The organism is Pseudorhodoferax sp. Leaf274, from assembly GCF_001422445.1.
Taxonomy (GTDB): Bacteria; Pseudomonadota; Gammaproteobacteria; order Burkholderiales; family Burkholderiaceae_C; genus Pseudorhodoferax.
Genome location: NZ_LMNA01000030.1, coordinates 211,854 through 236,282, shown reverse-complemented (window position 1 = coordinate 236,282; position 24,429 = coordinate 211,854). Strand labels below are relative to the sequence as shown.

General features: G+C 71.4%; 22 protein-coding genes. 12 read left to right on the top strand and 10 right to left on the bottom strand.

Features of this window, described 5'->3' with window-relative positions:
- Positions 1 to 37 precede the first annotated feature (37 nt).
- The 8 genes from ASF44_RS27920 to ASF44_RS27885 form a co-directional block, all read right to left on the bottom strand.
- On the bottom strand, positions 38 to 343 hold the full coding sequence (locus ASF44_RS27920; protein WP_056902537.1) for a high-potential iron-sulfur protein: 306 nt from the start codon (positions 341 to 343) through the stop codon (positions 38 to 40).
- Entirely contained in the window at positions 336 to 632 is a 297-nt protein-coding gene (locus ASF44_RS27915; protein ID WP_056902536.1) for a hypothetical protein, read from the bottom strand. The genes ASF44_RS27920 and ASF44_RS27915 overlap by 8 nt, the downstream gene beginning before the upstream one ends.
- A complete protein-coding gene (locus ASF44_RS27910; protein ID WP_235579375.1) occupies positions 625 to 1,116 on the bottom strand; it encodes a TspO/MBR family protein in 492 nt (163 codons plus the stop codon). The genes ASF44_RS27915 and ASF44_RS27910 overlap by 8 nt, the downstream gene beginning before the upstream one ends.
- Positions 1,117 to 1,176: 60 nt before the next feature.
- Positions 1,177 to 2,367, bottom strand: coding sequence for a geranylgeranyl diphosphate reductase (locus tag ASF44_RS27905; protein ID WP_056902534.1), 1,191 nt, complete (start codon positions 2,365 to 2,367; stop codon positions 1,177 to 1,179).
- Positions 2,364 to 3,707 carry a BCD family MFS transporter gene (locus tag ASF44_RS27900; RefSeq protein ID WP_056902533.1) on the bottom strand — a complete coding sequence of 448 codons (1,344 nt, stop codon included), beginning with the start codon at positions 3,705 to 3,707 and terminating at the stop codon, positions 2,364 to 2,366. The genes ASF44_RS27905 and ASF44_RS27900 overlap by 4 nt, the downstream gene beginning before the upstream one ends.
- A complete protein-coding gene (chlG, locus tag ASF44_RS27895) occupies positions 3,707 to 4,582 on the bottom strand; it encodes a chlorophyll synthase ChlG (protein WP_056902532.1) in 876 nt (291 codons plus the stop codon). Before chlG ends, ASF44_RS27900 begins: the two co-directional genes overlap by 1 nt.
- 73 nt (positions 4,583 to 4,655) lie before the next feature.
- Positions 4,656 to 6,083, bottom strand: coding sequence for a transcriptional regulator PpsR (ppsR, locus tag ASF44_RS27890; RefSeq protein WP_082525092.1), 1,428 nt, complete (start codon positions 6,081 to 6,083; stop codon positions 4,656 to 4,658).
- Positions 6,084 to 6,170: 87 nt separating this feature from the next.
- The gene (locus ASF44_RS27885) at positions 6,171 to 6,968 is read right to left on the bottom strand and encodes a B12-binding domain-containing protein (protein ID WP_056902530.1); all 798 of its coding nucleotides are present in this window, start codon (positions 6,966 to 6,968) and stop codon (positions 6,171 to 6,173) included.
- 485 nt (positions 6,969 to 7,453) lie between these two features.
- Between ASF44_RS27885 and bchF the strand changes: the two genes are divergently transcribed.
- The 12 genes from bchF (at position 7,454) to puhE (ending at position 21,698) form a co-directional block, all read left to right on the top strand.
- On the top strand, positions 7,454 to 7,936 hold the full coding sequence (bchF, locus tag ASF44_RS27880; protein ID WP_056902529.1) for a 2-vinyl bacteriochlorophyllide hydratase: 483 nt from the start codon (positions 7,454 to 7,456) through the stop codon (positions 7,934 to 7,936).
- Positions 7,933 to 9,213, top strand: a complete 1,281-nt coding sequence (locus tag ASF44_RS27875; protein WP_056902528.1) for a ferredoxin:protochlorophyllide reductase (ATP-dependent) subunit N — start codon at positions 7,933 to 7,935, stop codon at positions 9,211 to 9,213. The genes bchF and ASF44_RS27875 overlap by 4 nt, the downstream gene beginning before the upstream one ends.
- A gap of 18 nt (positions 9,214 to 9,231) precedes the next feature.
- The gene (gene bchB / locus ASF44_RS27870) at positions 9,232 to 10,863 is read left to right on the top strand and encodes a ferredoxin:protochlorophyllide reductase (ATP-dependent) subunit B (protein ID WP_056902527.1); all 1,632 of its coding nucleotides are present in this window, start codon (positions 9,232 to 9,234) and stop codon (positions 10,861 to 10,863) included.
- On the top strand, positions 10,838 to 14,686 hold the full coding sequence (locus tag ASF44_RS27865; RefSeq protein ID WP_056902526.1) for a magnesium chelatase subunit H: 3,849 nt from the start codon (positions 10,838 to 10,840) through the stop codon (positions 14,684 to 14,686). Before bchB ends, ASF44_RS27865 begins: the two co-directional genes overlap by 26 nt.
- The gene (bchL, locus tag ASF44_RS27860; protein WP_056902525.1) at positions 14,683 to 15,591 is read left to right on the top strand and encodes a ferredoxin:protochlorophyllide reductase (ATP-dependent) iron-sulfur ATP-binding protein; all 909 of its coding nucleotides are present in this window, start codon (positions 14,683 to 14,685) and stop codon (positions 15,589 to 15,591) included. The genes ASF44_RS27865 and bchL overlap by 4 nt, the downstream gene beginning before the upstream one ends.
- A gap of 2 nt (positions 15,592 to 15,593) precedes the next feature.
- On the top strand, positions 15,594 to 16,307 hold the full coding sequence (bchM, locus tag ASF44_RS27855) for a magnesium protoporphyrin IX methyltransferase (RefSeq protein WP_056902524.1): 714 nt from the start codon (positions 15,594 to 15,596) through the stop codon (positions 16,305 to 16,307).
- Between the two features lie 3 nt (positions 16,308 to 16,310).
- Positions 16,311 to 17,768 (top strand): BCD family MFS transporter, encoded by a 1,458-nt coding sequence (locus ASF44_RS27850; RefSeq protein ID WP_056902523.1) that lies wholly within the window; start codon positions 16,311 to 16,313, stop codon positions 17,766 to 17,768.
- An 11-nt stretch (positions 17,769 to 17,779) separates the two neighbouring features.
- Complete coding sequence (gene puhA, locus ASF44_RS27845) at positions 17,780 to 18,535, top strand: photosynthetic reaction center subunit H (protein WP_056902522.1); 756 nt, start codon at positions 17,780 to 17,782, stop codon at positions 18,533 to 18,535.
- Positions 18,532 to 19,320, top strand: a complete 789-nt coding sequence (puhB, locus tag ASF44_RS27840) for a photosynthetic complex putative assembly protein PuhB (protein ID WP_056902521.1) — start codon at positions 18,532 to 18,534, stop codon at positions 19,318 to 19,320. The genes puhA and puhB overlap by 4 nt, the downstream gene beginning before the upstream one ends.
- Before the next feature lie 34 nt (positions 19,321 to 19,354).
- Positions 19,355 to 19,780 carry a photosynthetic complex assembly protein PuhC gene (gene puhC, locus ASF44_RS27835; RefSeq protein ID WP_056902520.1) on the top strand — a complete coding sequence of 142 codons (426 nt, stop codon included), beginning with the start codon at positions 19,355 to 19,357 and terminating at the stop codon, positions 19,778 to 19,780.
- Between the two features lie 14 nt (positions 19,781 to 19,794).
- Positions 19,795 to 20,865 carry a magnesium-protoporphyrin IX monomethyl ester (oxidative) cyclase gene (acsF, locus tag ASF44_RS27830; RefSeq protein WP_056902519.1) on the top strand — a complete coding sequence of 357 codons (1,071 nt, stop codon included), beginning with the start codon at positions 19,795 to 19,797 and terminating at the stop codon, positions 20,863 to 20,865.
- 62 nt (positions 20,866 to 20,927) lie between these two features.
- Entirely contained in the window at positions 20,928 to 21,698 is a 771-nt protein-coding gene (gene puhE, locus ASF44_RS27825; RefSeq protein ID WP_056902518.1) for a putative photosynthetic complex assembly protein PuhE, read from the top strand.
- Between the two features lie 66 nt (positions 21,699 to 21,764).
- On the opposite strand, the gene rng is transcribed toward puhE, so the two are convergent.
- On the bottom strand, positions 21,765 to 23,264 hold the full coding sequence (gene rng / locus ASF44_RS27820) for a ribonuclease G (protein ID WP_056903039.1): 1,500 nt from the start codon (positions 23,262 to 23,264) through the stop codon (positions 21,765 to 21,767).
- A 109-nt stretch (positions 23,265 to 23,373) separates the two neighbouring features.
- The gene (locus ASF44_RS27815; protein ID WP_056902517.1) at positions 23,374 to 24,363 is read right to left on the bottom strand and encodes an aminotransferase class I/II-fold pyridoxal phosphate-dependent enzyme; all 990 of its coding nucleotides are present in this window, start codon (positions 24,361 to 24,363) and stop codon (positions 23,374 to 23,376) included.
- Positions 24,364 to 24,429 lie beyond the last annotated feature (66 nt).

Sequence of the window (24,429 nt, the reverse complement as noted above, 5' to 3'; positions counted from 1 at the left end):
TGGGGCGGCCCGGCGCGGCGCTCATGGACGGGCAGGTTCAGGCCTTCTTGGCGTAGGCGCTGCACCAGCCCTTGGTGGACACCTGCTTGCCGGGGAACAGCGGGCACGGGCCGCTGGCACCGTCAGGCTTGCCCTGGAACAGCGCGCAGTTGCCGCAGTGGCTGCCGGCGACGAAGTTCTTGTACTTGGCCTTGTCGACCTTGGCGGCGTCCGAGACGTAGCCCAAGGCCGCGGCCTGGGCGTCTTTCTCGTCCACCATGGCCTGCGACCAGGCGGTGCGTGAGAGGAACACGGCGGCACCGGCCACCGGCACGATGCGGATGAATTGACGACGGTTATTCATGGTTTTCTTTCGTGGGGAGGGAAACGGACAACAGCGCACGGCGACCGGCCGAAGCCGACCATCGGCGCTGCAGGTCGATGACATGCAGCAGGCCGCTGGCCGCCAGCGCCAGACAAATATAGGCAGGCGAAATGGCGGCGACTGTCAGACGAAGCGCCACCATCAACGCCAGTCCGGCCAGCAGCGTGAACCACAGCGCGGTGCGCCGCAGCACCAGCAGCACGAGCAGCTCCAGCGCGCCCACCGCCAGCACCAGGTCGACCAGCAGTTCCAGGCTCAGTTCAGGCATTGAGCAGCACCACGGCGTGGTTGAGCCAGCCGGCGAACCCGGTCCACAGCAGGTAGGGCAACAGCAGCCAGCCGGCCAGTGGCCGCGGCCGGCCGACCAGCACGACCAGCAGCGCCACCGATGCCACCAGCAGCAGCGCCTCGATGCGCGCCCAGTCGGGGCGGCGCAGCGTGAAGAACAGCCAGCTCCAGCCGATGTTGAGCAGCGCGTTCAGCGCGAACGCGACGAGCAACCGGCGCCGCTGCGGCCCGGGCGGGCTGGCCTCCCAGGCGAGCACGGCGGCTGTCGCCGCCAGCGTGTAGATCAGCGTCCAGGCCGGGCCGAACAGCCAGTCCGGCGGCTTCCACGGCGGCTGGCGCAGCGCGTAATACCAGGGCGACAGGTCGGTGGCCAGGCCGCCCAGCAGCGCGGTGGCGATCGCCGCGCCCGCCGCCCAGGCCACCGCCCGCGCGCGGCCTGCAGGACGGTGCGCCGCAAGGCTCACGGAGCGTCCCTTCGCGCTGCGCGCTGCGGTGCCGAGCACCTTGGGGCGGCCTGGCGGTGCTCATGCACGAACCAGCCCCAGCAGGTGCGCGAGGTCCTTGAAGAAGATGCGCACATGCGCCATCGGCCGGGCACGCACCAGGCGCTTGTGCATGTAGGCGTCGAAGGTCAGCTGCTGCACATCGCGGTCGCGGCAGATGCTGACGAAGCGCTCGCGGCGGCGATCGTTCACGTACCAGAAGCGCTGCATCATGCCCAGCACCCAGAACACGCGGCCGTGCTCGCGCATGAAGCGCTTGCGCGCCTGCGCCAGTGCGCCGGCCCGGCCGGTGCGCAGCAACTCGGCGCAGGCTTCGGCGGCCAGCCGGCCACCGACCATGGCGTAGTAGATGCCTTCGCCCGAGGCCGGCGCCACCACGCCGGCCGCATCGCCGGCCAGCACCACGTCGCGCCCGTTGTCCCAACGCGGCAGCGGCTTCATGGGGATGGGCGCGCCCTCGCGGCGGATCGTGCGCGCGTGCTGCAGGCCCACCTGCGCACGCAGCGCCTGCACGCCCTGGCGCAGCGAGAAGCCCTTGTCGGCGCTGCCGGTGCCGATGCTGATGGTGTCGCCGTGCGGGAAGACCCAGCCGTAGAAGTCGGGCGACAGCGCGCCGTTGTAGTGCACCTCGCAGCGGCTCGGCCGGAAGTCCGGCGGCGCGACGGCGGGCGTGGCCACGATCTCGTGGTACGCGAACACGCAGCGGCCCTGGTCGGCACCGCGCACGGCCTGCTGCGCCACGCGCGAGCGCGCGCCATCGGCGCCCACCACGGCACGCGCGCGCAGGCGCTGCACTGCACCGCCGGCATCCAGGTACACCACGACCGCGCTGCCATCGCCGTCGCGCTCGATGCGCTCGAAGCGGCCTTCCACCAGCTCGGCGCCGTGCATGACCGCCCGCTGGCGCAACCATGCGTCGAAGTGCTCGCGGTCCACCATGCCGACGCAGCCGCCTTCGATGGGGATGTCGACCTGCTGCGCACGCGGCGAGACCATGCGCGCCGCGTCGGCGCGGGCCACCAGCAGCGACGGCGGAATCGCGAAGTCCGCCAGCAGGCGCGGCGGGATGGCGCCGCCGCAGGGCTTGATGCGGCCGGCGCGGTCCAGCAGCACCACGCGGTGGCCGGCGCGCGCCAGGTCGTCGGCCGCCGTGGCGCCGGCCGGACCGCCGCCGACGACGACCACCACGTCGCCATCCTGGATGTCGTTCATGGAAGCACCCTTCTCGCGGCAGGCCGCACCAGGTTGCGCAGCCCGAGCTCGTCGATCGCCGTGGCCGCAGGGCGTGCGCGCGGCTCCACGCTGGCCGCCAGTTGCGCTGCGGCGAGGAACAGCAACGCCTCCAGGCCGAACACGGTGGCGTAGGCCTGGCCGGCATCGGCCAGCAGCATCCTTGCCACGTCGCTGGCGCCGGTGCCCAGCAGGCCACCGAGCGCGAACGCCAGCGCCTGCGCAGCGCCCCACAGGCCCATGCGCAGGCCTTCGGTGCCGGCCCTGCCCTGCCCGGCCAGGCGCATCATCGAACCGATGGCCGCGATCGAGAACGTGCCGGTCGCAGCGCCCAGCAGGAAGATGTTGGCCTTGAGCGGCCAGCCGGCACCTGCCACCCCGCCGGCAGCCAGGCCCAGCAACGCCAGCGCCGACGCGACGCAGCCGCCCAGCACCCAGCCGCGCAGCGAGCCGAAGCCGCGCCGGCCGGCCACCGTCGCCAGCACCATGCCCAGCAGCGTGCCGCCGTGCTGCACGCCGGACAGCTGCGTCGAGGCGCCTGGCGAGTAGCCGAACACCGTGCCGGCAAAGGGCTCGACGATCAGGTCCTGCGCGCTGAAGGCCAGCATCGCGACGAACACGAAGATGGTGAAGCGCCGCGCGTCCGCCTCGCGCCAGACCTCGCGCAGCGCCAGCCGGAAGCCTCCCGCGGCGGCCTGCGCCTGCTCGAGCTGTGCGCCTGCGCGCCCCTCCAGGCCCCACAGTGCGGCCACCGTCGAGGCCAGCGCCAGCAGCGCCACCACGCCGGCCACCGCCACCAGGCGCTGCGGCGTGTACGGGTCCAGGAAGGCCCCGGCCGTGCCGGCCGTGACCGCGAAGCCGGCGATCATCATGGTCCACACCGTGGTGGCCGCTGCGGCGCGGCGCTGCGGTGGCACGCGGCTGGCCAGCAGCGCCAGCAGCGCGGTGCCGGCCGCCGCCACGCCCAGGCCGATCAGCACGAACGCGCAGGCCGCCAGCACCATGCCGGCCACGGGCGCCGAAGCCATCCAGACCGTGGCCAGTGCCGCGGCAAACCCGCCCGCGGACAGCGCCACCATGCCGCCCAGGATCCACGGCGTGCGGCGCCGGGTCCGGTCGGAACCATGGCCCATGCGCGGCCGGCTGACCTGGACCACGTAATGCAGCGCCAGCAACACGCCGGGCAACAGCGCCGGCAGCGCCAGTTCGACCACCATCACGCGGTTCAGCGTGGAGGTCGTCAGCACGACCACGGCGCCCAGGGCCATCTGTACCAGGCCCAGGCGCAGGATGCCGCTCCAGCCGAACGGGGCCGCCTGCATCAGTGGCCCCCTCGCAGCGCGAAGGCGCTGACCAGCATGCCGATGACGAAGAAATTGATGCCCAGCGCGCTGTACCAGGTGGCACGCGCGAGCGGCGCGGCCAGGAAGCGGCGCATCAGCAGCAACTGCACGCCCAGAAGTGCGGCCACGCCGGTTGCGTGCGCGGGGGCTTCCCACAGCCACAGCAGCACCACGACGACCAGCTGCGGCAGCGCCATCGCCAGGCAGGCGGCACGCGCCGCGCCCTGCACGCCGAGCTGCACCGGCAGCGAGGCGATGCCCATCTGCCGGTCGCCTTCGATGGACTTGAAGTCGTTCAGCGTCATGATGCCGTGCGCCCCCAGGCTGTAGAGCAAGGCCAGCGCCAGCGACCGGCCATCGGGCAGTGCACCGGCCGCCATCACCGCCGCGCCCGTGATCCAGGCCAGCCCCTCGTAGCACAGCGCGCAGGCGCTGTTGCCCCACCAGCCGTTGCGCTTGAGCCGCAGCGGAGGCGCGCTGTAGGCCCAGGCGAGCAACAGGCCGACGCCGGCCGCCAGCAAGGCCACCGGCCCCAGCAGGCTGCCCAGCAGCAGCGACAACACGGTCCAGATGATGGCGATGTACAGGCCCCAGCGGCCCGGCAGCCGGCCCGAGGGAATCGGCCGCTGTGGCTCGTTGATCGCGTCGACATGCCGGTCGAACCAGTCGTTGACGGCCTGGCTGCTGGCACACACGAAGGGACCGGCCAGCAGCACGCCGGCCACGATCAGCGCCCAGCGCCCTTCGGTCGGCATGCCCGATGCCACCACACCGCAGCCGAAGGCCCACATCGGCGGAAACCAGGTGATGGGTTTGAGCAGCTCGGCAACGGCGGACGCGCGGGGCAAGGCCATCAGCCCATTCTGGACTGACACCCGTCGATGTCAACTAATATTTACACTCGGTCCGCGCTGCGGCCGAGACCCCTCACTCGGCGGCGCCGCCAGAGGGATCGTGGATGCCGAAGCGGCGCAGCTTGACGTACAGGCTCTGCCGCGACAGGCCCAGCATTTCGGCCGCCGACGCGCGGTTGTCGCGCGTGAGTTCGAGCGCCGCCTCGATGCACAGGCGCTCGATCAGGTCGGTCGTCTCGCCCACGATGTCGCGCAACGGCAGCCGCCCCACCAGGCCGGTCAGCTGCTCGGTGGAGCGCGGCATGAGCCGCTGGCTGCGGCCTTCCGCGGGCAAACGCCGGGCCACGTCGCGGATCGTGAAGCCCAGGCAGGGCTGCGGGCCATCGACCACGGCGACGGCCGAGATCTCGACCGCGGTGGTCTGTCCATCGCCCGCGCGCAGCGTGGTGGGGAACAGGCGCAGCACGCCGTGCTGGCGCAGGTTGCCGATCAGCACGTTCAGGTCCACCGTCGAGCGGCCCAGCCAGCGGTCCAGCATCTGGCCGATGACGGGCTCACCAGCGGGCAGCTGGAGCATGTCGACGAAGGCCTGGTTGGCGCTCAACACGCGGCCGAGCATGTCGGACAGCACGAACGCGTCCGGCATGGCGTTGACCACGTCGAGCAGCGAAGGCCCGCCCTGGCCGCGCGCCTGCGCGGCGTTGGCCGGCACCAGGCGCAGCAGCAGCAGCGTGACACCGTCCTGCTTGAACAGAGAGCCCACCAGCCGCACCTCGGCACCGCCGGCCAGCCGCAGGCCGTGCGCCTCGCCGCGGCCCGCGTTGCGGGTCTGCGAGAACAAGGCCTGCACGACGGGCTGCGACTCGAGTTCGAACAGGTCAGGCGCTGGCCGCGACACCATGCGCCGGGCCGTGTCGCCGACCATGCGCGCAGCGGCGGCGTTGTGCTCCACCACGTTCAGCGTCGCGACATCGACCACCACCAGGGCCTCTTCCACGGCCTCGAACAGCAGCCGGTAGCGCGCCTCGGCATGGCGCAGCCGCAGGTAGTCGCGCTCCATCGATTGCTGCGCGTCGACCAGGCGCTGCTGCACGACGGCCAAGGTGCGCAGGTTGCGCCCCAGCGCCAGGATGCGCCCGCCGCTGCGAAGCGGCACGACACGGTAGGCCACGGGCAGGTCGAGCCCGCCGCCGATGGGATGGTTGACCTGCCGCGTGACGCCGGGGCCCGTGAATTCGGATTCCTCGCCCTGCGTGCCGGCGATCAGGGCCAGCACCTTGGGCCGGCTTTCCACCGTCACCGTCTCGGACCAGCGCCGGCCGACCCACAGGTGGGTCTCGGCCAGGTCCTGCGCAGCCTCTTCGCCCAGCGACACTTCCCGGATCACGCCCTGCGCATCGATGACCAAGGCGATGTCCGAGGCCGCCGAGACCACCGCCGTCATCATTCCGGCATCCGCATCCGTCAGGAGAAGAGCCTGCGAAGCGGGACGGGTCGCCATGTCAAGACTCCGGTTGTGCATCAAACGTTTTCGGTGCTCGTAACAACAGCAACACGTTTGCTGCACAGATTAGAAATGGACGCCAGCTCAGCCGGTGCCCGCCGCATCGCCCTCTCGGCTGGAGCCAGCCACCCAGCGCTGGGCCCATTCGACCGCCGCGCCGATGCTGAGCACCATGCCGTCGGCGCCGCATCGGACATCCAGATCCCCCCCAGAGAGTGCCAGGGGTCCGCCGACCAGCACCCCCATCGCAGGGTTACAGGAAAGTTGACGCAGTTTGACGATACCAGAACTGACACCTGGCACCTGCGCATCGCATGTCAACGACAAGGCCATCACGTCGAACCGCTCGCCATTCAGCGTCTCGCCGAGCGCGTCCCAGCCGAGGCCGGGCGCGTACTGCGCATCCCAACCCGCATGGGCGAAGCATTCGGCCGCGATGGCGGCACCGAACGTGTGCTGGGACTCGGGCGGCGCCGCCACCAGGATGCGCGGCGCGCCACCGCGCAGGACCGGGCGCGCCAGGAACACATGCTCGTGCAGCGCCTGCTGCAAACGGCAGATGCCGATCGTCACGTCGGCGAAATTGAACACGTCGCTGCACCACCAACTGCCCATCAGCGCCGCGCACGGCGCCAGCAGTTCCAGCAGCACCTGGTTCGGCGTGGCGCCGGCCTGGGTCAGCGCCTGCACGAAACGGGGCACGCTCAAGGGATCGTCGTCGACCGCCAGCTCCGCCAAGGTGGACACATGGTCCGATGTGATCTTCACACCGCTGCGTCTGGAGGTGGCCGCCGCGTGCGAATGCATCAACAGCAGGCGGGGAATGATCTCCAGCTCGACGATCCGGGACAACTGCTGCGCGTGGCCTGAGTTGTCGGACACCAGCTGGGGGCCTGCGCGTGCGCCTGTGCCGCCCGGCAGCCGACCGGGATCTGGCTCCGTGTCGGTACGGTTGAAACCCGGCGACGTGGCGCCGCGACGCTCGGACCGATCAGGATTCGTTGCACCCACCGCGTGTCTCCTCGGGTGGACTCACAGCAGCACTGCCAGGATGCGCCCTCGTTCGTGGGAACCGGCGCCCCGTGTTCGGTACACAGGACAGTGCCACTGCCAATCATTTTTCGAACAGCGCCCGCAGCGTCAACATCGGTTGACAACGGATGCTTGGGTGCCGCCCGATCCTGCGGTTTAGGTCGCCCGGGCAGCAATATCGTGGGCCGATTGGGGATAGTCAAGGCGAAACACGCCATCCACGGGCAAACCCTAGGAAGTGTCTATTTCGCTTAACGTCAATTAATGTTGACACCTGGATGCTGGCCGCCTAGATTCGGCCCATGCCCCCGATTGCCTCGTTGTCCGAAGCGCCATTGAGGCCCCCGACTGGGCGCGCGCCGCTCTACACCCCCACCGAGCGCGCCCGCCGCGATGCCACCCGCTGGACCCTGGTGCAGGGCCTGCTGGCCCCGGTGCAGTTCCTGGTGTTCCTGGTGAGCGTGGTGCTGGTGCTGCGCTTCCTGGCGACCGGCCAGGGCGAACAGTGGGCCGCCTGGAGCGTGCTGGCCAAGACCGCGCTGCTCTACCTGATCATGGTCACGGGCTGCATCTGGGAGAAGGTGGTGTTCGACCGCTGGCTCTTCGCGCCGGCCTTCTACTGGGAAGACGTGTTCAGCATGCTGGTGCTGGCGCTGCACACGGGCTACCTGCTGGCGTGGTGGAACGGCTGGGGCACGGCCACCGGGCAGATGGTGCTGGCGCTGGCGGCCTACGCGGCCTATGCGATCAACGCCACGCAATTCGTGCTGAAGCTGCGCGCCGCGCGGCTGGACATGGCGGCAGGGGTGGCGGCATGAACGCGGCGGTCATCCCGATCCAGCTGGAGACCGGCTGCACCGACACCGAAGTGCTGCGCGAGCGCGGCCAGCGCGAAGTCTTCTGCGGCCTCACCGGCATCATCTGGCTGCACCGCAAGATCCAGGACGCGTTCTTCCTCGTGGTCGGCTCGCGCACCTGCGCGCACCTGATCCAGTCGGCCGCCGGCGTGATGATCTTTGCCGAGCCGCGCTTCGCCACCGCCATCATCGACGAGCGTGACCTGGCCGGCCTGGCCGACGCGAACGAAGAATTGGACAAGGTCGTCTCGCGCCTGCTGCAGCGCCGGCCCGACATCAAGCTCCTGTTCCTGGTCGGCTCCTGCCCGTCCGAAGTCATCAAGCTCGACCTGTCGCGCGCCGCGCAGCGGCTGTCGCAGCAGCACGGCGCCGTGCGGGTGCTGAACTACTCCGGCAGCGGCATCGAGACCACCTTCACGCAGGGCGAGGACGCCTGCCTCGCCGCGCTCGTGCCGCAGCTGGCCGAGGCGACGGACGACACGCCTTCGCTGCTCATCGTCGGCGCGCTGGCCGATGTGGTGGAGGACCAGTTCCGCCGCCTGCTCGGCGCCATGGGCATCACGCGCGTGGATTTCCTGCCGGCCCGCCGCGCGGGCAGCATGCCGGCCGTGGGCCCGCACACCCGCATGCTGCTGGCCCAGCCCTTCCTGGCCGAAACCGCACGCCTGCTGGAAGCGCGCGGCGCGCAACGTGTCGCCGCCCCCTTCCCGCTCGGCGTGGAAGGCAGCGCCGCCTGGCTGCTGGCCGCCGCGGACGCGATGGGCGTGCCCCAGGCGCTGGCGCTGCAGGCCATGGCGCCCGCCCGCCAGCGCGCCGAAGCCGCGCTGGCCGTGCACCGCCGCCAGCTCGCCGGCAAGCGCATCTTCTTCTTTCCCGATTCGCAGCTGGAGCTGCCGCTGGCCCGCTTCCTGGCGCGCGAGATGGGCATGCAGCTGACCGAGGTCGGCACGCCCTACCTGCACCGCCAGCACCTGGCGCAGGAGCTGGCCTGGCTGCCGGCCGGCACCGTGCTCAGCGAAGGCCAGGACGTGGAACGCCAGCTGGACCGCTGCCGCGCCGCCGACCCCGACCTCATCGTCTGCGGCCTAGGCCTGGCCAACCCGCTGGAGGCCGAGGGCTACACCACCAAGTGGTCCATCGAGCTGGTGTTCAGCCCGATCCAGGGCTTCGAGCAGGCGGCCGACCTGGCCGGGCTCTTCAGCCGCCCGCTGCACCGCCGCCAGCTGCTGGCCGCATAGACCGACCCGCACCGCGCCATGCAGCTCACCCTCTGGACCTACGAAGGCCCCCCGCACGTGGGGGCCATGCGCGTGGCCACGGGCATGCGCGATCTGCACTACGTGCTGCACGCGCCGCAGGGCGACACCTACGCCGACCTGCTGTTCACGATGATCGAGCGCAAGAGCACGCGCCCGCCCGTCAGCTACACCAGTTTCCAGGCGCGCGACCTGGGCAGCGACACCGCGCAGCTGTTCAAGGACGCCGTGCGCAACGCCTTCGAGCGCTTCCAGCCGCAGGCCATGCTGGTGGGCGCATCGTGCACCGCCGAGCTGATCCAGGACGACCCCGGCGGCCTGGCGCAGGCACTGGCGCTGCCGATCCCCGTGGTGGCGCTGGAACTGCCCTCCTACCAGAAGAAGGAGAACTGGGGCGCTTCGGAAACCTTCTACCAGCTGGTCCGCAACCTGGTGCCCAAGACGCGCGTGGCGCGCGAAGAACGTGTTGCGGGTGGCGCCGCCCCCCGCTGCAACATCCTCGGCCCCACGGCCCTGGGTTTCCGCCACCGCGACGACCTGAAGGAGATCCGCGGCCTGCTGGCGCAGATCGGCGTCGAGGTCAACGTGGTCGCCCCGCTGGGTGCGAGCCCGCACGACCTGACCCGGCTGGGCGAGGCCGACTTCAACGTGGTGCTGTACCCCGAGACCGGCCAGCTGGCCGCCGGCTGGCTGCAGCGCACCCTGGGCCAGCCGCACACCCGCACCGTGCCCATCGGCGTGCAGGCCACGCGCGCGTTCATCGCCGAGGTGGCGGGGCTGGCCGGCATCGACCCGCAAGAGGCAGCGGCCCGCGTCGACGCCACGGCCTCGCACAGCCCGTGGTACGCGGGCTCGGTCGACGCCAACTACCTCACCGGCAAGCGCGTCTTCGTGTTCGGCGACGCCACGCATGCCATTGCCGCCGCCCGCGTCGCCAGCCAGGAGCTGGGCCTGCAGGTCGTGGGCCTGGGCACCTACAGCCGCGAGTTCGCCCGCGACCTGCGCGAGGCCGCCGCGCTCTACGGCGTCGAACCCCTGATCTGCGACGACTATCTGGATGTCGAAGCCGCCATCGCCACCGCCGCGCCCGAGCTGGTGCTGGGCACGCAGATGGAACGCCACATCGCCAAGCGCCTGGGCCTGCCCTGCGCCGTGATCTCCGCGCCCGTGCATGTGCAGGACTTCCCGGCGCGCTACGCACCGCAGATGGGTTTCGAAGGCGCCAACGTGATCTTCGACACCTGGGTGCAGCCGCTGATGATGGGGCTGGAAGAGCACCTGCTCGGCATGTTCAAGGGCGACTTCGAGTTCCACGAGGATGCCGCGCCCTCGCACCTCACGCGCAACAACCCGGCGCCCGCGCCCGCGGCGAGTGCCGACCCCGTGCCGTTCGCCGACCCCGTGGCGAACACCGCCCCCGTGGCGAGTGCCGCCGCCCCCATGCCCGCGCCGGGCGCCGAGCCCATCGTCGTCGCGCGTTGGGCGCCGGACGCCGAGCGCGAGCTGGGCAAGATCCCGTTCTTCGTGCGCGGCAAGGCCCGGCGCAACACCGAGCGCTACGCCCTCGACCAGGGCGTGGCCACCATCACCATCGAGACCCTCTACGATGCCAAAGCCCATTTCAGTCGTTGAGACACGGGCTGCGGGTCGCGCGCCGCCCGCGGTGCCGATGCGTGTGGTGCTGATCACCATGGACAGCCACCTGCGCAGCGCGGCCGAGCGCGCGCACGGCGTGCTGGCGCGCGCGCTGCCAGGCGTGGGCCTGTCGGTGCACGCGGCCGCCGACTGGGCCACCGACGAAGAAGCCCTGCGCCACTGCATCGCCGACATCGGCCGCGGCGACATCATCCTGGTCACCATGCTGTTCATGGAAGACCACTTCCTGCCCATCCTCGAGGCGCTGCGCGCGCGCCGCGAGGCCTGCGACGCGATGGTCTGCGCCATGTCCGCCGGCGAGGTGATGAAGCTCACGCGCATGGGCAAGTTCTCGATGGACGGCAAGGTCAGCGCGCCGATGGCGCTGCTCAAGCGCCTGCGCGGCAAGTCGGCCACCAGCGGCGACGACAAGGCCAAGGCCAGTGCCGGCGCGCAGCAGATGAAGATGCTGCGCCGCCTGCCCAAGATCCTGCGCTTCATCCCCGGCACCGCGCAGGACGTGCGCGTGTACTTCCTGGTGCTGCAGTACTGGCTGGCCGGCTCGCAGGAGAACATCGCCGCGCTGGTCCACCTGCTGGTGGACCGCTACGCCGCCGGCCCGCGCGCCGCGCTGCGCGGCCGCGCCCGGCCGGCCGAGCCGACCGAATACCCCGAGCTGGGCGTCTACCACCCGCGCATGGCGCAGCGCATCAGCGAACACGCGCGCGACCTGCCGCGCCCCATCGCACTGGCCGGCACGCAGCCCGGCGGCACGGTGGGCCTGCTCATGCTGCGCTCCTACCTGCTGGCCGGCAACACCGCCCACTACGACGGCGTGATCGCCGCGCTGGAGGCCAAGGGCCTGCAGGTGCTGCCGGCCTTCGCCACCGGGCTGGACGCGCGGCCCGCGGTCGAGAAGTTCTTCATCGACAACGGCCGCGTCACCGTCGATGCGATGGTGTCGTTGACGGGCTTCTCGCTGGTCGGCGGCCCCGCCTACAACGATGCCAAGGCGGCCGAGACGCTGCTCGCACAGCTCGACGTGCCCTACCTCTCCGTGATGCCGGTGGAGTTCCAGACGCTGGAGGCCTGGGGCGGCTCCGAGCGCGGCCTGCTGCCGCTGGAGAGCACCATGATGGTCGCCATCCCCGAGCTGGACGGCTCGACCGGCCCCATGGTCTACGGCGGCCGCAGCGACGCCGCCGGCGCCGCCTGCACCGGCTGCAGCCGGCACTGCACCTTCGACAAGAGCGAAGGCCACAACGACATGCACACCTGCCCCGACCGCGCCGAGATGCTCGCCGCGCGCGTGGCACGGCTGGTGGGCCTCAAGCGCAGCGAACGGGCCGAGCGCCGCATCGCTGCCGTGCTGTTCAACTTCCCGCCCAACGCGGGCAACACCGGCACCGCCGCCTACCTGGGCGTGTTCGCGTCGCTCTACAACACGCTGCAGGCGCTGCAGCGCGAGGGCTACACGGTGGAGATGCCCGCCAGCGTCGATGACCTGCGCGAACGCCTGCTGGTCGGCAACGCCGCGCGCCATGGGGCGCTGGCCAACGTGCACGCGCGCATCCCCGCCAACGAGCATGTGCGCCGCGAGCGCTGGCTGGCCGAGATCGAGCGCACCTGGGGCCCCGCCCCCGGCCGCCAGCAGAGCGACGGCAACAGCATCCAGGTGCTGGGCGAGCGCTTCGGCAATGTGTTCGTCGGCATCCAGCCCGCCTTCGGCCACGAGGGCGACCCGATGCGGCTGCTGTTCGAGCGCGGCTTCGCGCCCACGCACGCGTTCTCGGCCTTCTACCGCTGGCTGCGCGAGGATTTCGGCGCGCACGCGGTGCTGCACTTCGGCACGCACGGCGCGCTGGAATTCATGCCCGGCAAGCAGGCCGGCCTGTCGGGCGACTGCTGGCCCGACCGGCTGATCGGCGATCTGCCCAACCTGTACCTCTACGCGGCCAACAACCCCTCCGAAGGCATGCTGGCCAAGCGCCGCAGCGCCGCCACGCTGATCAGCTACCTGACGCCGCCGGTGGCACAGGCCGGGCTGTACAACGGCCTGGTCGACCTGCAGGCGTCGCTGCAACGCTGGCGCACGCTGCCACCCGACGCGGTGGCCGAACGTGCCGCGCTGGCGCCGCTGCTGCAGTCGCAAGGCCAGGCGATGCACCTGCTGCCGGCCGGCGCCGCCGCATGGGACGCCACGGCCGAGGCGCAGGTCCACCGGCTCGCCGAAGCCCTGCAGGAGCTGGAGCAGACGCTGATCCCGCACGGCCTGCATGTGCTGGGCGAAGTGCCCAAGCCCAGCGAACGCGTCGGCATGCTGCTGGCCTGCGCCGAGGCCAGCTTCCCCACCGGCCAGGCGCCGACGGTGGCCCAGGTCGAACGCCTGGTCGCCGGCGCCAGCGCCGCCGAGCTGCTGCTCGAAGAAGGCCGCAGCGCCGACGCCGAACGGCGCCTGCACATGGAGTCGCTGGCCAACACCGCGCGCCTGCTGGCCACCGACAGCGAACTCGCGGCCGTGGTCCACGCGCTGGACGGCGGCTACCTGCGCCCCGCGCCCGGCGGCGACCTGCTGCGCAACCCCGACATCCTGCCCACGGGCCGCAACCTGCACGGCTTCGACCCCACGCGCATCCCCAGCCGCTTCGCCGTGCTCGATGGCGCGCAGCAGGCCACGCGCCTGCTGGAACGCCACGCGCAGGACGGCCACGGCTTCCCCGAATCCATCGCGCTGGTGCTGTGGGGCACGGACAACCTCAAGAGCGAAGGCGCGCCCATCGGCCAGGCACTGGCCCTGATCGGCGCCACGCCGCGCTTCGACAGCTACGGGCGGCTCGCCGGTGCCGAGCTGGTGCCGCTGGACCAACTCGGCCGCCCGCGCGTGGACGTGATGGTCACGCTGTCGGGCATCTTCCGCGACCTGCTGCCCGCGCAGATCAAGCTGCTGGCCGAGGCCGCGTTCCTCGCCGCATCGGCCGACGAGCCCGAGCACCTGAACTTCGTGCGCAAGCATGCGCTGGCCTACCAGCGCGAGCAGGGCTGCGACCTGGAGACCGCCGCGCTGCGCGTGTTCGGCAACGCCGAGGGCGCCTACGGTGCCAACGTCGGCAGCCTGATCGACAACGGCGCCTGGCAGGAAGAAGACGAACTGGCCGAGACCTACACGCGCCGCAAGGGCTTCGCCTACGGCCGCAGCGGCCGGCCGGTGCAGAAGGCCGCGCTGCTGGCCAGCGTGCTCAAGAACGTGGAGCTGGCCTACCAGAACCTCGATTCGGTGGAGCTCGGCGTGACCACGGTGGACACCTACTTCGACACGCTGGGCGGCATCAGCCGCGCGGTGCAGCGCGCCAAGCGAGCACCCGGCGGCGAGGCTGCCGCCCTGCTGCCCGTCTACATCGGCGACCAGACCGTGGGCGACGCCGGCGTGGTGCGCACCCTCTCCGAGCAGGTCTCGCTGGAGACGCACACGCGCATGCTCAACCCCAAGTGGTACGAAGGCATGCTGGAGCACGGCTACGAGGGCGTGCGCCAGATCGAGGTGCACCTGACCAACACGCTGGGCTGGTCGGCCACCACCGGCCAGGTGCAGCCTTGGGTCTACCAGCGCCTGAGCGAGACCTTCGTGCTCGACCCGGCCATGCGCGAGCGCCTGGCCCAACTCAATCCCACCGCATCGGCGCGGCTGGCGAACCGTCTGCTGGAGGCCTGCGACAGGCAGTACTGGCAGCCGGACGCCGACACGCTCGAAGCCCTGCGCCAGGCCGGCGATGAACTGGAAGACCGCCTCGAAGGTGTCTTCGTCGAAAGGGCCGCGGCATGAACGCAGTCGAAGAATTCCCGATCCGCACCATCAGCAAGCGCAGGCTCGATGGCGAGGGCAGCCTGCAGGTGCAGTTGGACCCGAACGTGAGCATCGGCACCGCCAAGGTGTTCGCGATCTACGGCAAGGGGGGCATCGGCAAGAGCACCACCTCGTCGAACCTCTCGGCCGCGTTCTCGCGGCTGGGCAAGCGCGTGCTGCAGATCGGCTGCGACCCCAAGCACGACAGCACCTTCACGCTGACCAAGAAGATGCTGCCCACCGTGATCGACGTGCTGGAGACGGTGGACTTCCATGCCGAGGAGCTGCGGCCGGAGGACTTCATGTTCGCGGGCTACAACGGCGTGCAGTGCGTGGAGGCCGGCGGCCCGCCCGCCGGCACGGGCTGCGGCGGCTACGTGGTGGGCCAGACGGTCAAGCTGCTCAAGGAACACCACCTGCTGGAAGACACCGACGTGGTGATCTTCGACGTGCTGGGCGACGTGGTGTGCGGCGGCTTCGCCGCGCCGCTGCAGCATGCCGACCGCGCGCTGATCGTCACGGCCAACGACTTCGATTCGATCTTCGCGATGAACCGCATCGTGCAGGCCATCGGCGCCAAGGCCAAGAACTACAAGGTGCGGCTGGGCGGCGTGATCGCCAACCGCAGCGCGGCCACCGACCAGATCGACAAGTACAACACCCGCGCCGGGCTGAAGCTCGCGGCCCACTTCCCCGACCTGGACGTGATCCGCCGCAGCCGGCTCAAGAAGAGCACGCTGTTCGAGATGGAGGCCAGCCCCGAGCTGGAGAAGGTGCAGGCGGAATACATGCGGCTGGCTGCGGCCCTGTACCTGGGCGGTGAGCCGCTGGAGGCCATTCCGCTCAAGGACCGCGACCTGTTCGACCTGCTGGGATTCGATTGACCATGACCGCGCAAAGCCAATACGTCCAACGCCGCGGCGAGATCGAAACCTACTTCGACCGCACGGCCGCCGCCACCTGGGCGCGGCTGACGTCCAACGCGCCGGTCAGCGGTATCCGCGCCACGGTGCGCGCGGGGCGCGACCGCATGCGCTCGACCCTGCTGTCCTGGTTGCCCACCGACATGACGGGCCTGCGGCTGCTGGACGCCGGCTGCGGCACCGGCGCGCTGGCCATGGAGGCCGCACGGCGCGGCGCTGAAGTGCTGGCCATCGACCTCTCGCCCACCCTGGTGCAACTGGGCCGCGAGCGCTGCGACGCCGAACCCGATGCGGCCCTGCTGCGCGCGCGCATCACCTGGCGCAGCGGCGACATGCGTGCACCCGACGACGGCGACTTCGACCACGTGGTGGCGATGGACTCGCTGATCCACTACCAACCCGAGGATGCGGCCGCGCTGCTGCAAGGCTGGTCGGGCCGCGTGCGGCGCAGCATCCTCTTCACGGTGGCGCCGCGCACGCCGCTGTTGACGGTGATGCACAACGTCGGCAAGCTGTTCCCACGCGGCGACCGGGCGCCGTCCATCGTGCCGGTCGGTGTGGACGGCCTGCGCGCCCGCCTCTCGCGCGACGTGCCGGCCTGGCAACAGGCCCGCACCGAGCGGATTGCCAGTGGCTTCTACACCTCGCAGGCCTGCGAGATGGCACGCAGGGGCTGAGCGATGCACCTCGCCCCCGCCCCCCTGATCAAGCTGTGGACGCGGATGTCGCCGCGGCTGCTGCCCTTCGCCGATGCCGCCAGTGCCGACCTGCCGCTGGCGCGCCTGTTGCGCCTGGCGCTGTTCCAGGTGTCCGTGGGCATGGCAGCCGCCCTGCTGGTGGGCACGCTGAACCGCGTGATGATCGTGGAGATGGGCATGGCGGCCGGGCTGGTGGCGCTGATGGTGGCGCTGCCCATGCTGGTCGCGCCGCTGCGCGCCTTCGTGGGCTACCGCTCCGACACGCACCGCTCGGCGCTCGGCTGGCGGCGCGTGCCCTACCTGTGGTTCGGCACGCTGCTGCAGTTCGGCGGCTTGTCCATCCTGCCCTTCGCGCTGCTGCTGATGGCGCCGAGCGGTGTGGTGGGCCAGGCGGCGATCGTCATCCCCGCCATCCCCGAGGCGGCCGCGGCCTTCGGCTTCATGCTGGTGGGCCTGGGCATGCAGACCACGCAGACGGCCGGCCTGGCACTGGCCACCGACCTCTCGCCGGCGGACAAGCGCCCGCGCGTGGTGGCGCTGATGTACGTGATGCTGCTGGTGGGCATGCTGGTGGGCAGCGCCTTCTTCAGCGTGGTGCTGACGAGCTTCACGCCCACGCGCCTGGTGGGCGTGGTGCAGGGCGCGGCCATCCTCACCGTGGTGCTCAACGGCATCGCGCTGTGGAAGCAGGAGGCGCGCAGCCCGCACCGGCGCGCCGAGCCGCCCGAGGCGCCCTTCCGCAGCGCGTGGAGCCGCTTCGTCGCGCAGCCGCAGGCCAAGCGCTTCCTGGTGGCGCTGGGCCTGGGCACGGCGGGCTTCGCCATGCAGGACGTGGTGCTGGAGCCCTACGGCGCCACCGTGCTGGGCCTGTCGGTCGCCGCCACCAGCCTGCTGACGGCTGGTCTGGCGGCCGGCTCGCTGCTGGCCTTCGCGTTCGCGGCGCGCAAGCTGCAGCAGGGCGCCGATCCGTACCGCCTGGCGGCGCTGGGCGCGCTGGTGGGCATCTTCGCCTTCGCGGCCGTGGTGTTCGCCGCGCCGCTGCAGTCGGCGCTGCTGTTTCGCATCGGCTCGTTCGGCATCGGCCTGGGCGGCGGGCTGTTCGCCGTGTGCATGCTGATCGTGGCGATGGGCCTGAAGGTCGACGGCCATGCGGGCCTGGCGCTGGGTGCCTGGGGCGCGGTGCAGGCCGGCTGCGCGGGCCTGGCCACGGCGGCCGGCGGCCTGCTGCGCGACGTGTTCGGCTGGCTCAGCGCGCACGGCGTGCTGGGGCCGGCGATGACCGACATCTCGGTGCCCTACAGCACCGTCTACCACCTGGAGATCGCGCTGCTGTTCGCCGCGCTGGTCGCCATCGGTCCCCTGGTGCGCAGCCGCCGCGCGGCACGCACCGACCCCTCCCCCACTGCCCGGCGCTTCGGCCTGGCGGAATTCCCTGGCTGAAGGAGCTTTCCATGCAAACCGGTGCCATCACGGGCTACATCGACGTCGCCCAACTCGTGCTCTACGCCTTCTGGGTGTTCTTCGCGGGCCTGATCTACTACCTGCACCGCGAGAACAAGCGCGAGGGCTATCCGCTGGAGTCGGACCGCTCGGGCCGCATCACGCACCAGGGCTTCCCCGCGGTGCCCGAGCCCAAGACCTACCGCATGGCCGACGGCAGCACGCTGCAGGTGCCCAATGCGCGGCGCGACAACCAGCCGGCGCTGCACGAGGGCGTGTACCGCGGCCTGCCGCTCGAACCCACCGGCAACCCCCTGCTGGCCGGCGTGGGTCCCGGTGCCTGGGCCGACCGCGCCGACCGGCCCGACCGCACCGTCGAGGGCGACGCCCGCATCGTGCCGCTGCGCGTGGCCGGCGGCTTCGGCGTGGCGCGCGAGGACGTGGACCCGCGCGGCCTGCCGGTCTACGGTGCCGACATGGTGGAAGGCGGCACCGTGGTCGACCTGTGGGTGGACCGCGCCGAGATGCTGTTCCGCTACGTCGAGCTGCAGGCCGCCAACGGCCGGCGCGTGCTGCTGCCGATCAACTTCGCGCGCATGCAGAAGCGCCGCGTGCTGGTGCGCGCCATCCTGGGCCAGCACTTCGCCGACGTGCCCGGCACGAAGGACCCGGAACAGGTGACCCTGCTGGAGGAAGAGAAGATCATGGCCTACTACGGCGCCGGCACGCTGTATGCCACGGCCGACCGGCAGGAGCCGCTGCTGTGAAGGCGGTCAACATCCTGGAGCCCGCGCACGAGCACGAGTTCGAGGCCACGCACGGCCTGCCCGAGGCCTTGCCGCCCGGCGAGACACTGCTGTGGCAGGGCAGCCCCGACGCGAAGCTGCTGGCCGTGCAGGTGCTGCACATCCGCAAGGTGGCGCTGTACTTCGCGCTGCTGCTGGTGTGGCGGCTTGCCAGCGACCTGTACGACGGCGCCGGCCTGGGCGCTGCGCTCATGGGCTGCGTGGGCATGCTCGCGCCCATCACGCTGGGTCTGGGCCTGATCGCGGGCATGGCCTGGCTGCTGGCGCGCACCAGCGTCTACACGCTGACGAGCGCGCGCGTGGTCATGCGCATCGGCGTGGTGCTGTCCATCACCTTCAACCTGCCGCTCAAGCGCATCGCGTCCGCCGGCCTGCGCCAGCGCAAGGGCAGCGGCGAGATCGCGCTGGCCCTGGCCGGCGACGACCGCATCGCCTACCCGCACCTGTGGCCGCATGCGCGCCCCTGGCACCTGCGCCAGCCGCAGCCGATGCTGCGCGCGCTGCCCGAGGCCCAGGCGGCCGCCGTGGCGGCGCAACTGTCGCAGGCGCTGCGGGTGGCGCACGGGCAGGCTGCTGCGCCCATCGAAGCACCCATCGCCGGACCTTCGGCTGCACCCGTCGCTGCACCCGTGGCGGCGCCCGTGGCGGTGCCGCAGGGCGAGGCCGTGCAGCCGCTGCCGCGCCGCCCGGTGCGCGAGGCCGCCGCCGCGCCTTCCAACGCCCCCGGCTTGCACGCACACGCCTGACGCCACGCCGACCACCACCGCCCGAGAGATCGCCATGACCACCCAACGCCTCGCCCCCCTGCCGCTGCTCGCGATGGTCGTGCTGGTGCTGTGCGTGCTGGCGGCCACGGCGGCCGTGCGGCTCACCGGCATCGACATCCGGCAGCAGGCCGACGCCCCCACGGTCTCGCAACGCGCGCTGCGCTTCGCCGATGCGCAGGACGGCAGCCTGCAGGTCATCGACGACCGCAGCGGCAAGGTGCTCGACACGGTGGTGGCCGGCACCGGCGGCTTCATCCGCAGCACCATGCGCGGCCTGGTGCGCGAGCGCAAGCGCCAGGGCATCGGCCCCGAGATGCCCTTCGAACTGATCGGCCGCAGCGACGGCCGCCTGACCCTGGTCGACCCGGCCACGCAGCGCCGCATCGACCTCGAGTCCTTCGGACCGGTGAACGCCGCCGTGTTCGCACGGCTCCTCTGAATCAAGGAACGACCATGCAAGCCGAGCTGCACACCCCCGACGACGCCGCCCGCCTGGCCAAGCAGGAGACGGTGCTCACGCCGCGCTTCTACACCACCGACTACGCGGCCATGAACCGGCTGGACGTGGGCCCGGTGCGCGCCGAGTGGGACACCATGATGGCCGAGTACGAGGGCGACAACAACCACGACCACTTCCAGCGCGACGCGGCCTTCGCCGCCGAGGTGGCCGCCGCCTCGGCCCAGTGGTCGCCGCAGCTGCGCCGCGACTTCCAGGAGTTCCTGGTCAGCTCGCTCACCAGCGAATACAGCGGCTGCGTGCTCTACGCCGAGATCGCCAAGCACGTGGACAACCCCGAGATCAAGCAGCTCATGCGCTACATGACGCGCGACGAGTCGCGGCACGCGAACTTCCTGAACCAGTCGCTCAAGGACTTCGGCCTGGGCGTGGACCTGGTGAACCTGAAGCGCACCAAGGCCTACACCTTCTTCAAGCCCAAGTACATCTTCTACGCCACCTACCTCAGCGAGAAGATCGGCTATGCGCGCTACATCACCATCTTCCGCCAGCTGGAGCGCCACCCGGAGCGCCGCTTCCACCCGATCTTTCGCTGGTTCGAACGCTGGTGCAACGACGAATTCCGCCACGGCGAATCCTTCGCGCTGCTGATGCGCGCGCAGCCCCGGCTGCTGCAGGGCGCCAACCTGCTGTGGATCCGCTTCTTCCTGCTGGCCGTGTACGCCACCATGTACGTGCGCGACCACACGCGGCCCTGGCTGGCCGAGGCGCTGGGCATGGACCCGACCACCTACGACTACAAGGTCTTCGACATCACCACCGAGATCAGCCAGCAGGTCTTCCCGATCAGCCTGGACACCGACCACCCGGCCTTCCGCGCCGGGCTGGAGCGGCTGCTGCACTGGTCGCGCCGCATCGACGCGGGCAAGGCGCGCGGCGGCGTGGTGGGCCGGGTGCAGCAGGCCATCGGCGCGGTCGGCGCGGCGGGCAGCTTCCTGCGCCTGTACCTGCGACCGGTGAAGCAGCACGCGCTGCCGGCCGACATGCGCGTGGCGCCGAGCTGGTAGGCCCCGCGCCCACCCGCACGACCACCGCCACAACCACCGCCCCACCACACGGCCACCCCGCCATGCGGCTGCTCGCCCCGCTGCTCTACACCCTCATCGTCTGGTGGGCCAGCACGGGCGTGATCCTCTACCTGAACGGCCTGCCGCGCCGCTGGCACGCCGCGCTGATGGGCATGGCCACCGTGCTGCTGGGCGTGGCCCTGTGCGGCGTGGCCGCCACCGCCGACGACACCCGCGTGAGCGGTGCCTACCTCGCCTTCACGGCGGCGATCGCGGTCTGGGGCTGGCAGGAGCTGGGCTTCCTGCTCGGCTACGTGACCGGCCCGCGCCGCAGCCCCTGCCCGCCGGGGTCCGCCGGCTGGCGCCGCGTGGGCCACGCCATCATGGCCATCCTGTGGCACGAGCTGGCGCTGCTGGGCCTGGGTGCAGCGGTGCTCTGGCTCACCTGGGGCCAGCCCAACCAGGTCGCGCTGTGGACCTTCCTCGCACTGTGGGTGATGCGCCTGTCGGCCAAGCTCAACGTGTTCCTGGGCGTGCGCAACCTCAACGAGCAGTTCCTGCCCGAGCACCTGCGCTACATGCACAGCTACTTCCGCCAGCGGCCCAGCAACGCGCTGTTCGCGAGTTCGGTGATCGCCGGCACGCTGGCAGCGGGCGCGGTGTGGCAGGCGGCCGCGCATCCGGTGGCCACGGCATTCGGGGCCACGGGCGCCTGCCTGGTGGCCACGCTGCTGAGCCTGGCGGTGCTGGAACACTGGTTCATGGTGCTGCCCTTGCCCAGCGAGAAACTGTGGACGTGGGCATTGAGCGTGCGGCCGCGGCGGGGGGTCTGAGCCGACGCTGGCGCGCAGCGCGGGCGTCCGTACGTGTGAGCCCCGTGCGCAGGCCCCCGTGCAAGCTCAGAGAAGGATGATGTCGTACTGCTCAGGCCCCATCGCGCTTTCGGCCTGCAGCGAGATCGGCTTGCCGATGAAGTCCGACAGGCCGGCCAGGTGCTGGCTTTCCTCGTCCAGGAACAACTCCACCACCTTGGGCGAGGCCACGACGCGGAATTCGCGCGGGTTGAACTGGCGTGCCTCGCGCAGGATCTCGCGCAGGATGTCGTAGGTCACGCTGCGTGCGGTCTTCACGGCGCCGGTGCCGCGGCAGATGGCGCAGGGCTCGCACAGCATGTGGGCCAGCGATTCGCGCGTGCGCTTGCGCGTCATCTCCACCAGCCCCAGCGGCGAGAAGCCGCTGGCCGTGGTCTTCACGCGGTCGCGGCCCAGTTGCTTGCGCAGCTCGGCCAGCACGGCCGTGCGGTGCTCGTCGCGCACCATGTCGATGAAGTCGGCGATGACGATGCCGCCCAGGTTGCGCAGCCGCAACTGGCGCGCGATGGCGCCGGCCGCCTCCAGGTTGGTCTTGAAGATGGTGTCGTCGAAGTTGCGCGCGCCGACGTAGCCGCCGGTGTTCACGTCCACCGTGGTCAGGGCCTCGGTCTGGTCGACGATCAGGTAGCCGCCGGACTTCAGGTCCACGCGCCGGCCCAGGGCTTTGGCCACTTCGTCGTCGATGGAGAACAGGTCGAAGATCGGCCGCTCGCCCTTGTAGTGCTGCAGCTTCTGCGCCGCCGCCGGCATGAACTCGCGGCCGAAGGCCATGAGCTTGTCGAACTGCTCGCGCGAATCGAGCCGGATGCTCTGCGTCTCCTCGGTCACCAGGTCGCGCAGCACGCGCTGCAGCAGATCCAGGTCCTGGTGCAGCAGCGAGGCCGGCGGCAGCTTGTGCGCCGCAGCCTTGGTGCGCGCCCAGGCCTTGCGCAGATAGGCGATGTCCTCGGCCAGTTCGGCATCGCTGGCGTCCTCGGCGTTGGTGCGCAGGATGAAGCCGCCGCCACCGCCGCTGGCGGCCTCGCCCACCAGCGCCTGCAGCCGGCGCCGCAGGTCCTCGCGCTGCGCCGCGGGGATCTTCTGCGACACGCCCACGTGCTCGTCCTGCGGCAGGAACACCAGCAGCCGGCCGGCGATGCTGATCTGCGTGGACAGGCGCGCGCCCTTGGTGCCGATGGGGTCCTTGATGACCTGCACCATCAGCGCCTGGCCCTCGAAGACCTGGCGTTCGATGGGCACCTGGCCGTGCGCGCCAGGGCGCGGCTGCGAGGGTTCGCCCTCGCCGCGCACGGCAGCCGCGCTGGGCAGCAGGTCGGCCACGTGCAGGAAGGCGGCGCGGTCCAGGCCGATGTCGATGAAGGTCGACTGCATGCCGGGCAGCACGCGCACCACCTTGCCCATGTAGACGTTGCCGACCAGGCCCCGCTCCAGCGTGCGTTCCAGGTGCAGTTCCTGCACGGCGCCGTGTTCGACGATGGCCACGCGCGTTTCCTGCGGCGACCAGTTGATCAGGATGTCCTGCTGCATGCGTTCCTTGTTGCGGAGCGCGCGCGCGGCCACCGGGTGGCGGCGACGGTGCGCACAGCAGCTCCTCGTTGTTCGTGTTGTCCGTGCCGGATCGTACGCGCTCTGCGCGTCAGCGGCGCGGCCATGCGCGGGCCAGTGCGTCCTGGTGCAATGGGGCCAACGCGGCCAGCCGCACATGGCCCGGCAGGCCGAAGGAGGCGCAGTCGCGCAACTGCACGCCGGCCGCGCGCAGCACGGCCAGGTCTTCGGCGATGCGCGCCGGCTGCGGCAATTGCGCGCAGAAGAAGTTGGTGTCGCTCGCCAGCACCTGCCAGCCCAGGCTGGTGCACAGCGCGGCCTGGCGTGCCTTCCAGGCGCGCAGCTGCGCCAGGCTGGCGGCCAGCCAGTCCTGCGCCGCATTGCCGGTCCAGGCCTGCAGCATGGCCACGCCGTGCGAGCCCACCGGCCAGGACGGCGCGAGCTGCGCCAGCCGCGCGAGCAACCGCGGATCGGCATGCCGCGGCGCGACCGCATAGGCAGCGCGCACACCCGTCAGGCCCAGCGCCTTGTTGGGCGACCACAGCTGCCAGACCTGCTGTTGCTGCGCCGCATCCAGCGTGGGCTGGCCGGACAGGCGCAATGGCGCGTAGGCGCAGTCCAGCACCAGCGGCACACCGGTCGCCAGGGCCTGCAGCTGCAAGGCCAGGCCGGCATGGGCCTGGCCCAACGGCGACGAGGGCTCGCAGGCCCAGGCCAGCCGCACCGGCCCATCGGTGCTGCGCACGGCCATCTGCTGCGCCTGCGCAGCCCAGGCATAGTCGCCATAGGCATGCGCGGGCACCTGCACGGCGGCGCCCGGCTCGGCCACCGCCGCGCTGATGCGCATGATGAATTCGCTGGCGCTGGCGGCGACCAGCACGCGCGCCGGCGCCACGCCGTGCCAGGCCGCCAGCTGTTCGCGCAGCGCGCCGTAGCCGGGGTCGGGGTAGCGCGTGGGATCGGCGGCCTGCACGGCCTGCAGCGCCGCGGGGCATGGGCCGCAGGCGTTGGCGTTGGTCGAGAAATCGTGCGCTGCCGGCCCGGCCGCGCCGGGGCCGCCGTGCACGCGAAAGGGCTGCACCGCGCTAGCGCCCGCCGCGGCGCGGCAAGGCCTGTTGCGCGCGAGAGCCTTCGGCTCCGCCCGCGG

Coding starts and splice junctions, on each gene's coding strand:
- ASF44_RS27920 (WP_056902537.1), bottom strand. CDS start 343: ATGAATAACCGTCGTCAATTCATCCGCATCGTGCCGGTGGCCGGTGCC.
- ASF44_RS27915 (WP_056902536.1), bottom strand. CDS start 632: ATGCCTGAACTGAGCCTGGAACTGCTGGTCGACCTGGTGCTGGCGGTG.
- ASF44_RS27905 (WP_056902534.1), bottom strand. CDS start 2,367: ATGAACGACATCCAGGATGGCGACGTGGTGGTCGTCGTCGGCGGCGGT.
- ASF44_RS27900 (WP_056902533.1), bottom strand. CDS start 3,707: ATGCAGGCGGCCCCGTTCGGCTGGAGCGGCATCCTGCGCCTGGGCCTG.
- chlG (WP_056902532.1), bottom strand. CDS start 4,582: ATGGCCTTGCCCCGCGCGTCCGCCGTTGCCGAGCTGCTCAAACCCATC.
- ppsR (WP_082525092.1), bottom strand. CDS start 6,083: ATGGCGACCCGTCCCGCTTCGCAGGCTCTTCTCCTGACGGATGCGGAT.
- ASF44_RS27875 (WP_056902528.1), top strand. CDS start 7,933: ATGAACGCGGCGGTCATCCCGATCCAGCTGGAGACCGGCTGCACCGAC.
- bchB (WP_056902527.1), top strand. CDS start 9,232: ATGCAGCTCACCCTCTGGACCTACGAAGGCCCCCCGCACGTGGGGGCC.
- ASF44_RS27865 (WP_056902526.1), top strand. CDS start 10,838: ATGCCAAAGCCCATTTCAGTCGTTGAGACACGGGCTGCGGGTCGCGCG.
- bchL (WP_056902525.1), top strand. CDS start 14,683: ATGAACGCAGTCGAAGAATTCCCGATCCGCACCATCAGCAAGCGCAGG.
- bchM (WP_056902524.1), top strand. CDS start 15,594: ATGACCGCGCAAAGCCAATACGTCCAACGCCGCGGCGAGATCGAAACC.
- ASF44_RS27850 (WP_056902523.1), top strand. CDS start 16,311: ATGCACCTCGCCCCCGCCCCCCTGATCAAGCTGTGGACGCGGATGTCG.
- puhA (WP_056902522.1), top strand. CDS start 17,780: ATGCAAACCGGTGCCATCACGGGCTACATCGACGTCGCCCAACTCGTG.
- puhC (WP_056902520.1), top strand. CDS start 19,355: ATGACCACCCAACGCCTCGCCCCCCTGCCGCTGCTCGCGATGGTCGTG.
- acsF (WP_056902519.1), top strand. CDS start 19,795: ATGCAAGCCGAGCTGCACACCCCCGACGACGCCGCCCGCCTGGCCAAG.
- puhE (WP_056902518.1), top strand. CDS start 20,928: ATGCGGCTGCTCGCCCCGCTGCTCTACACCCTCATCGTCTGGTGGGCC.
- rng (WP_056903039.1), bottom strand. CDS start 23,264: ATGCAGCAGGACATCCTGATCAACTGGTCGCCGCAGGAAACGCGCGTG.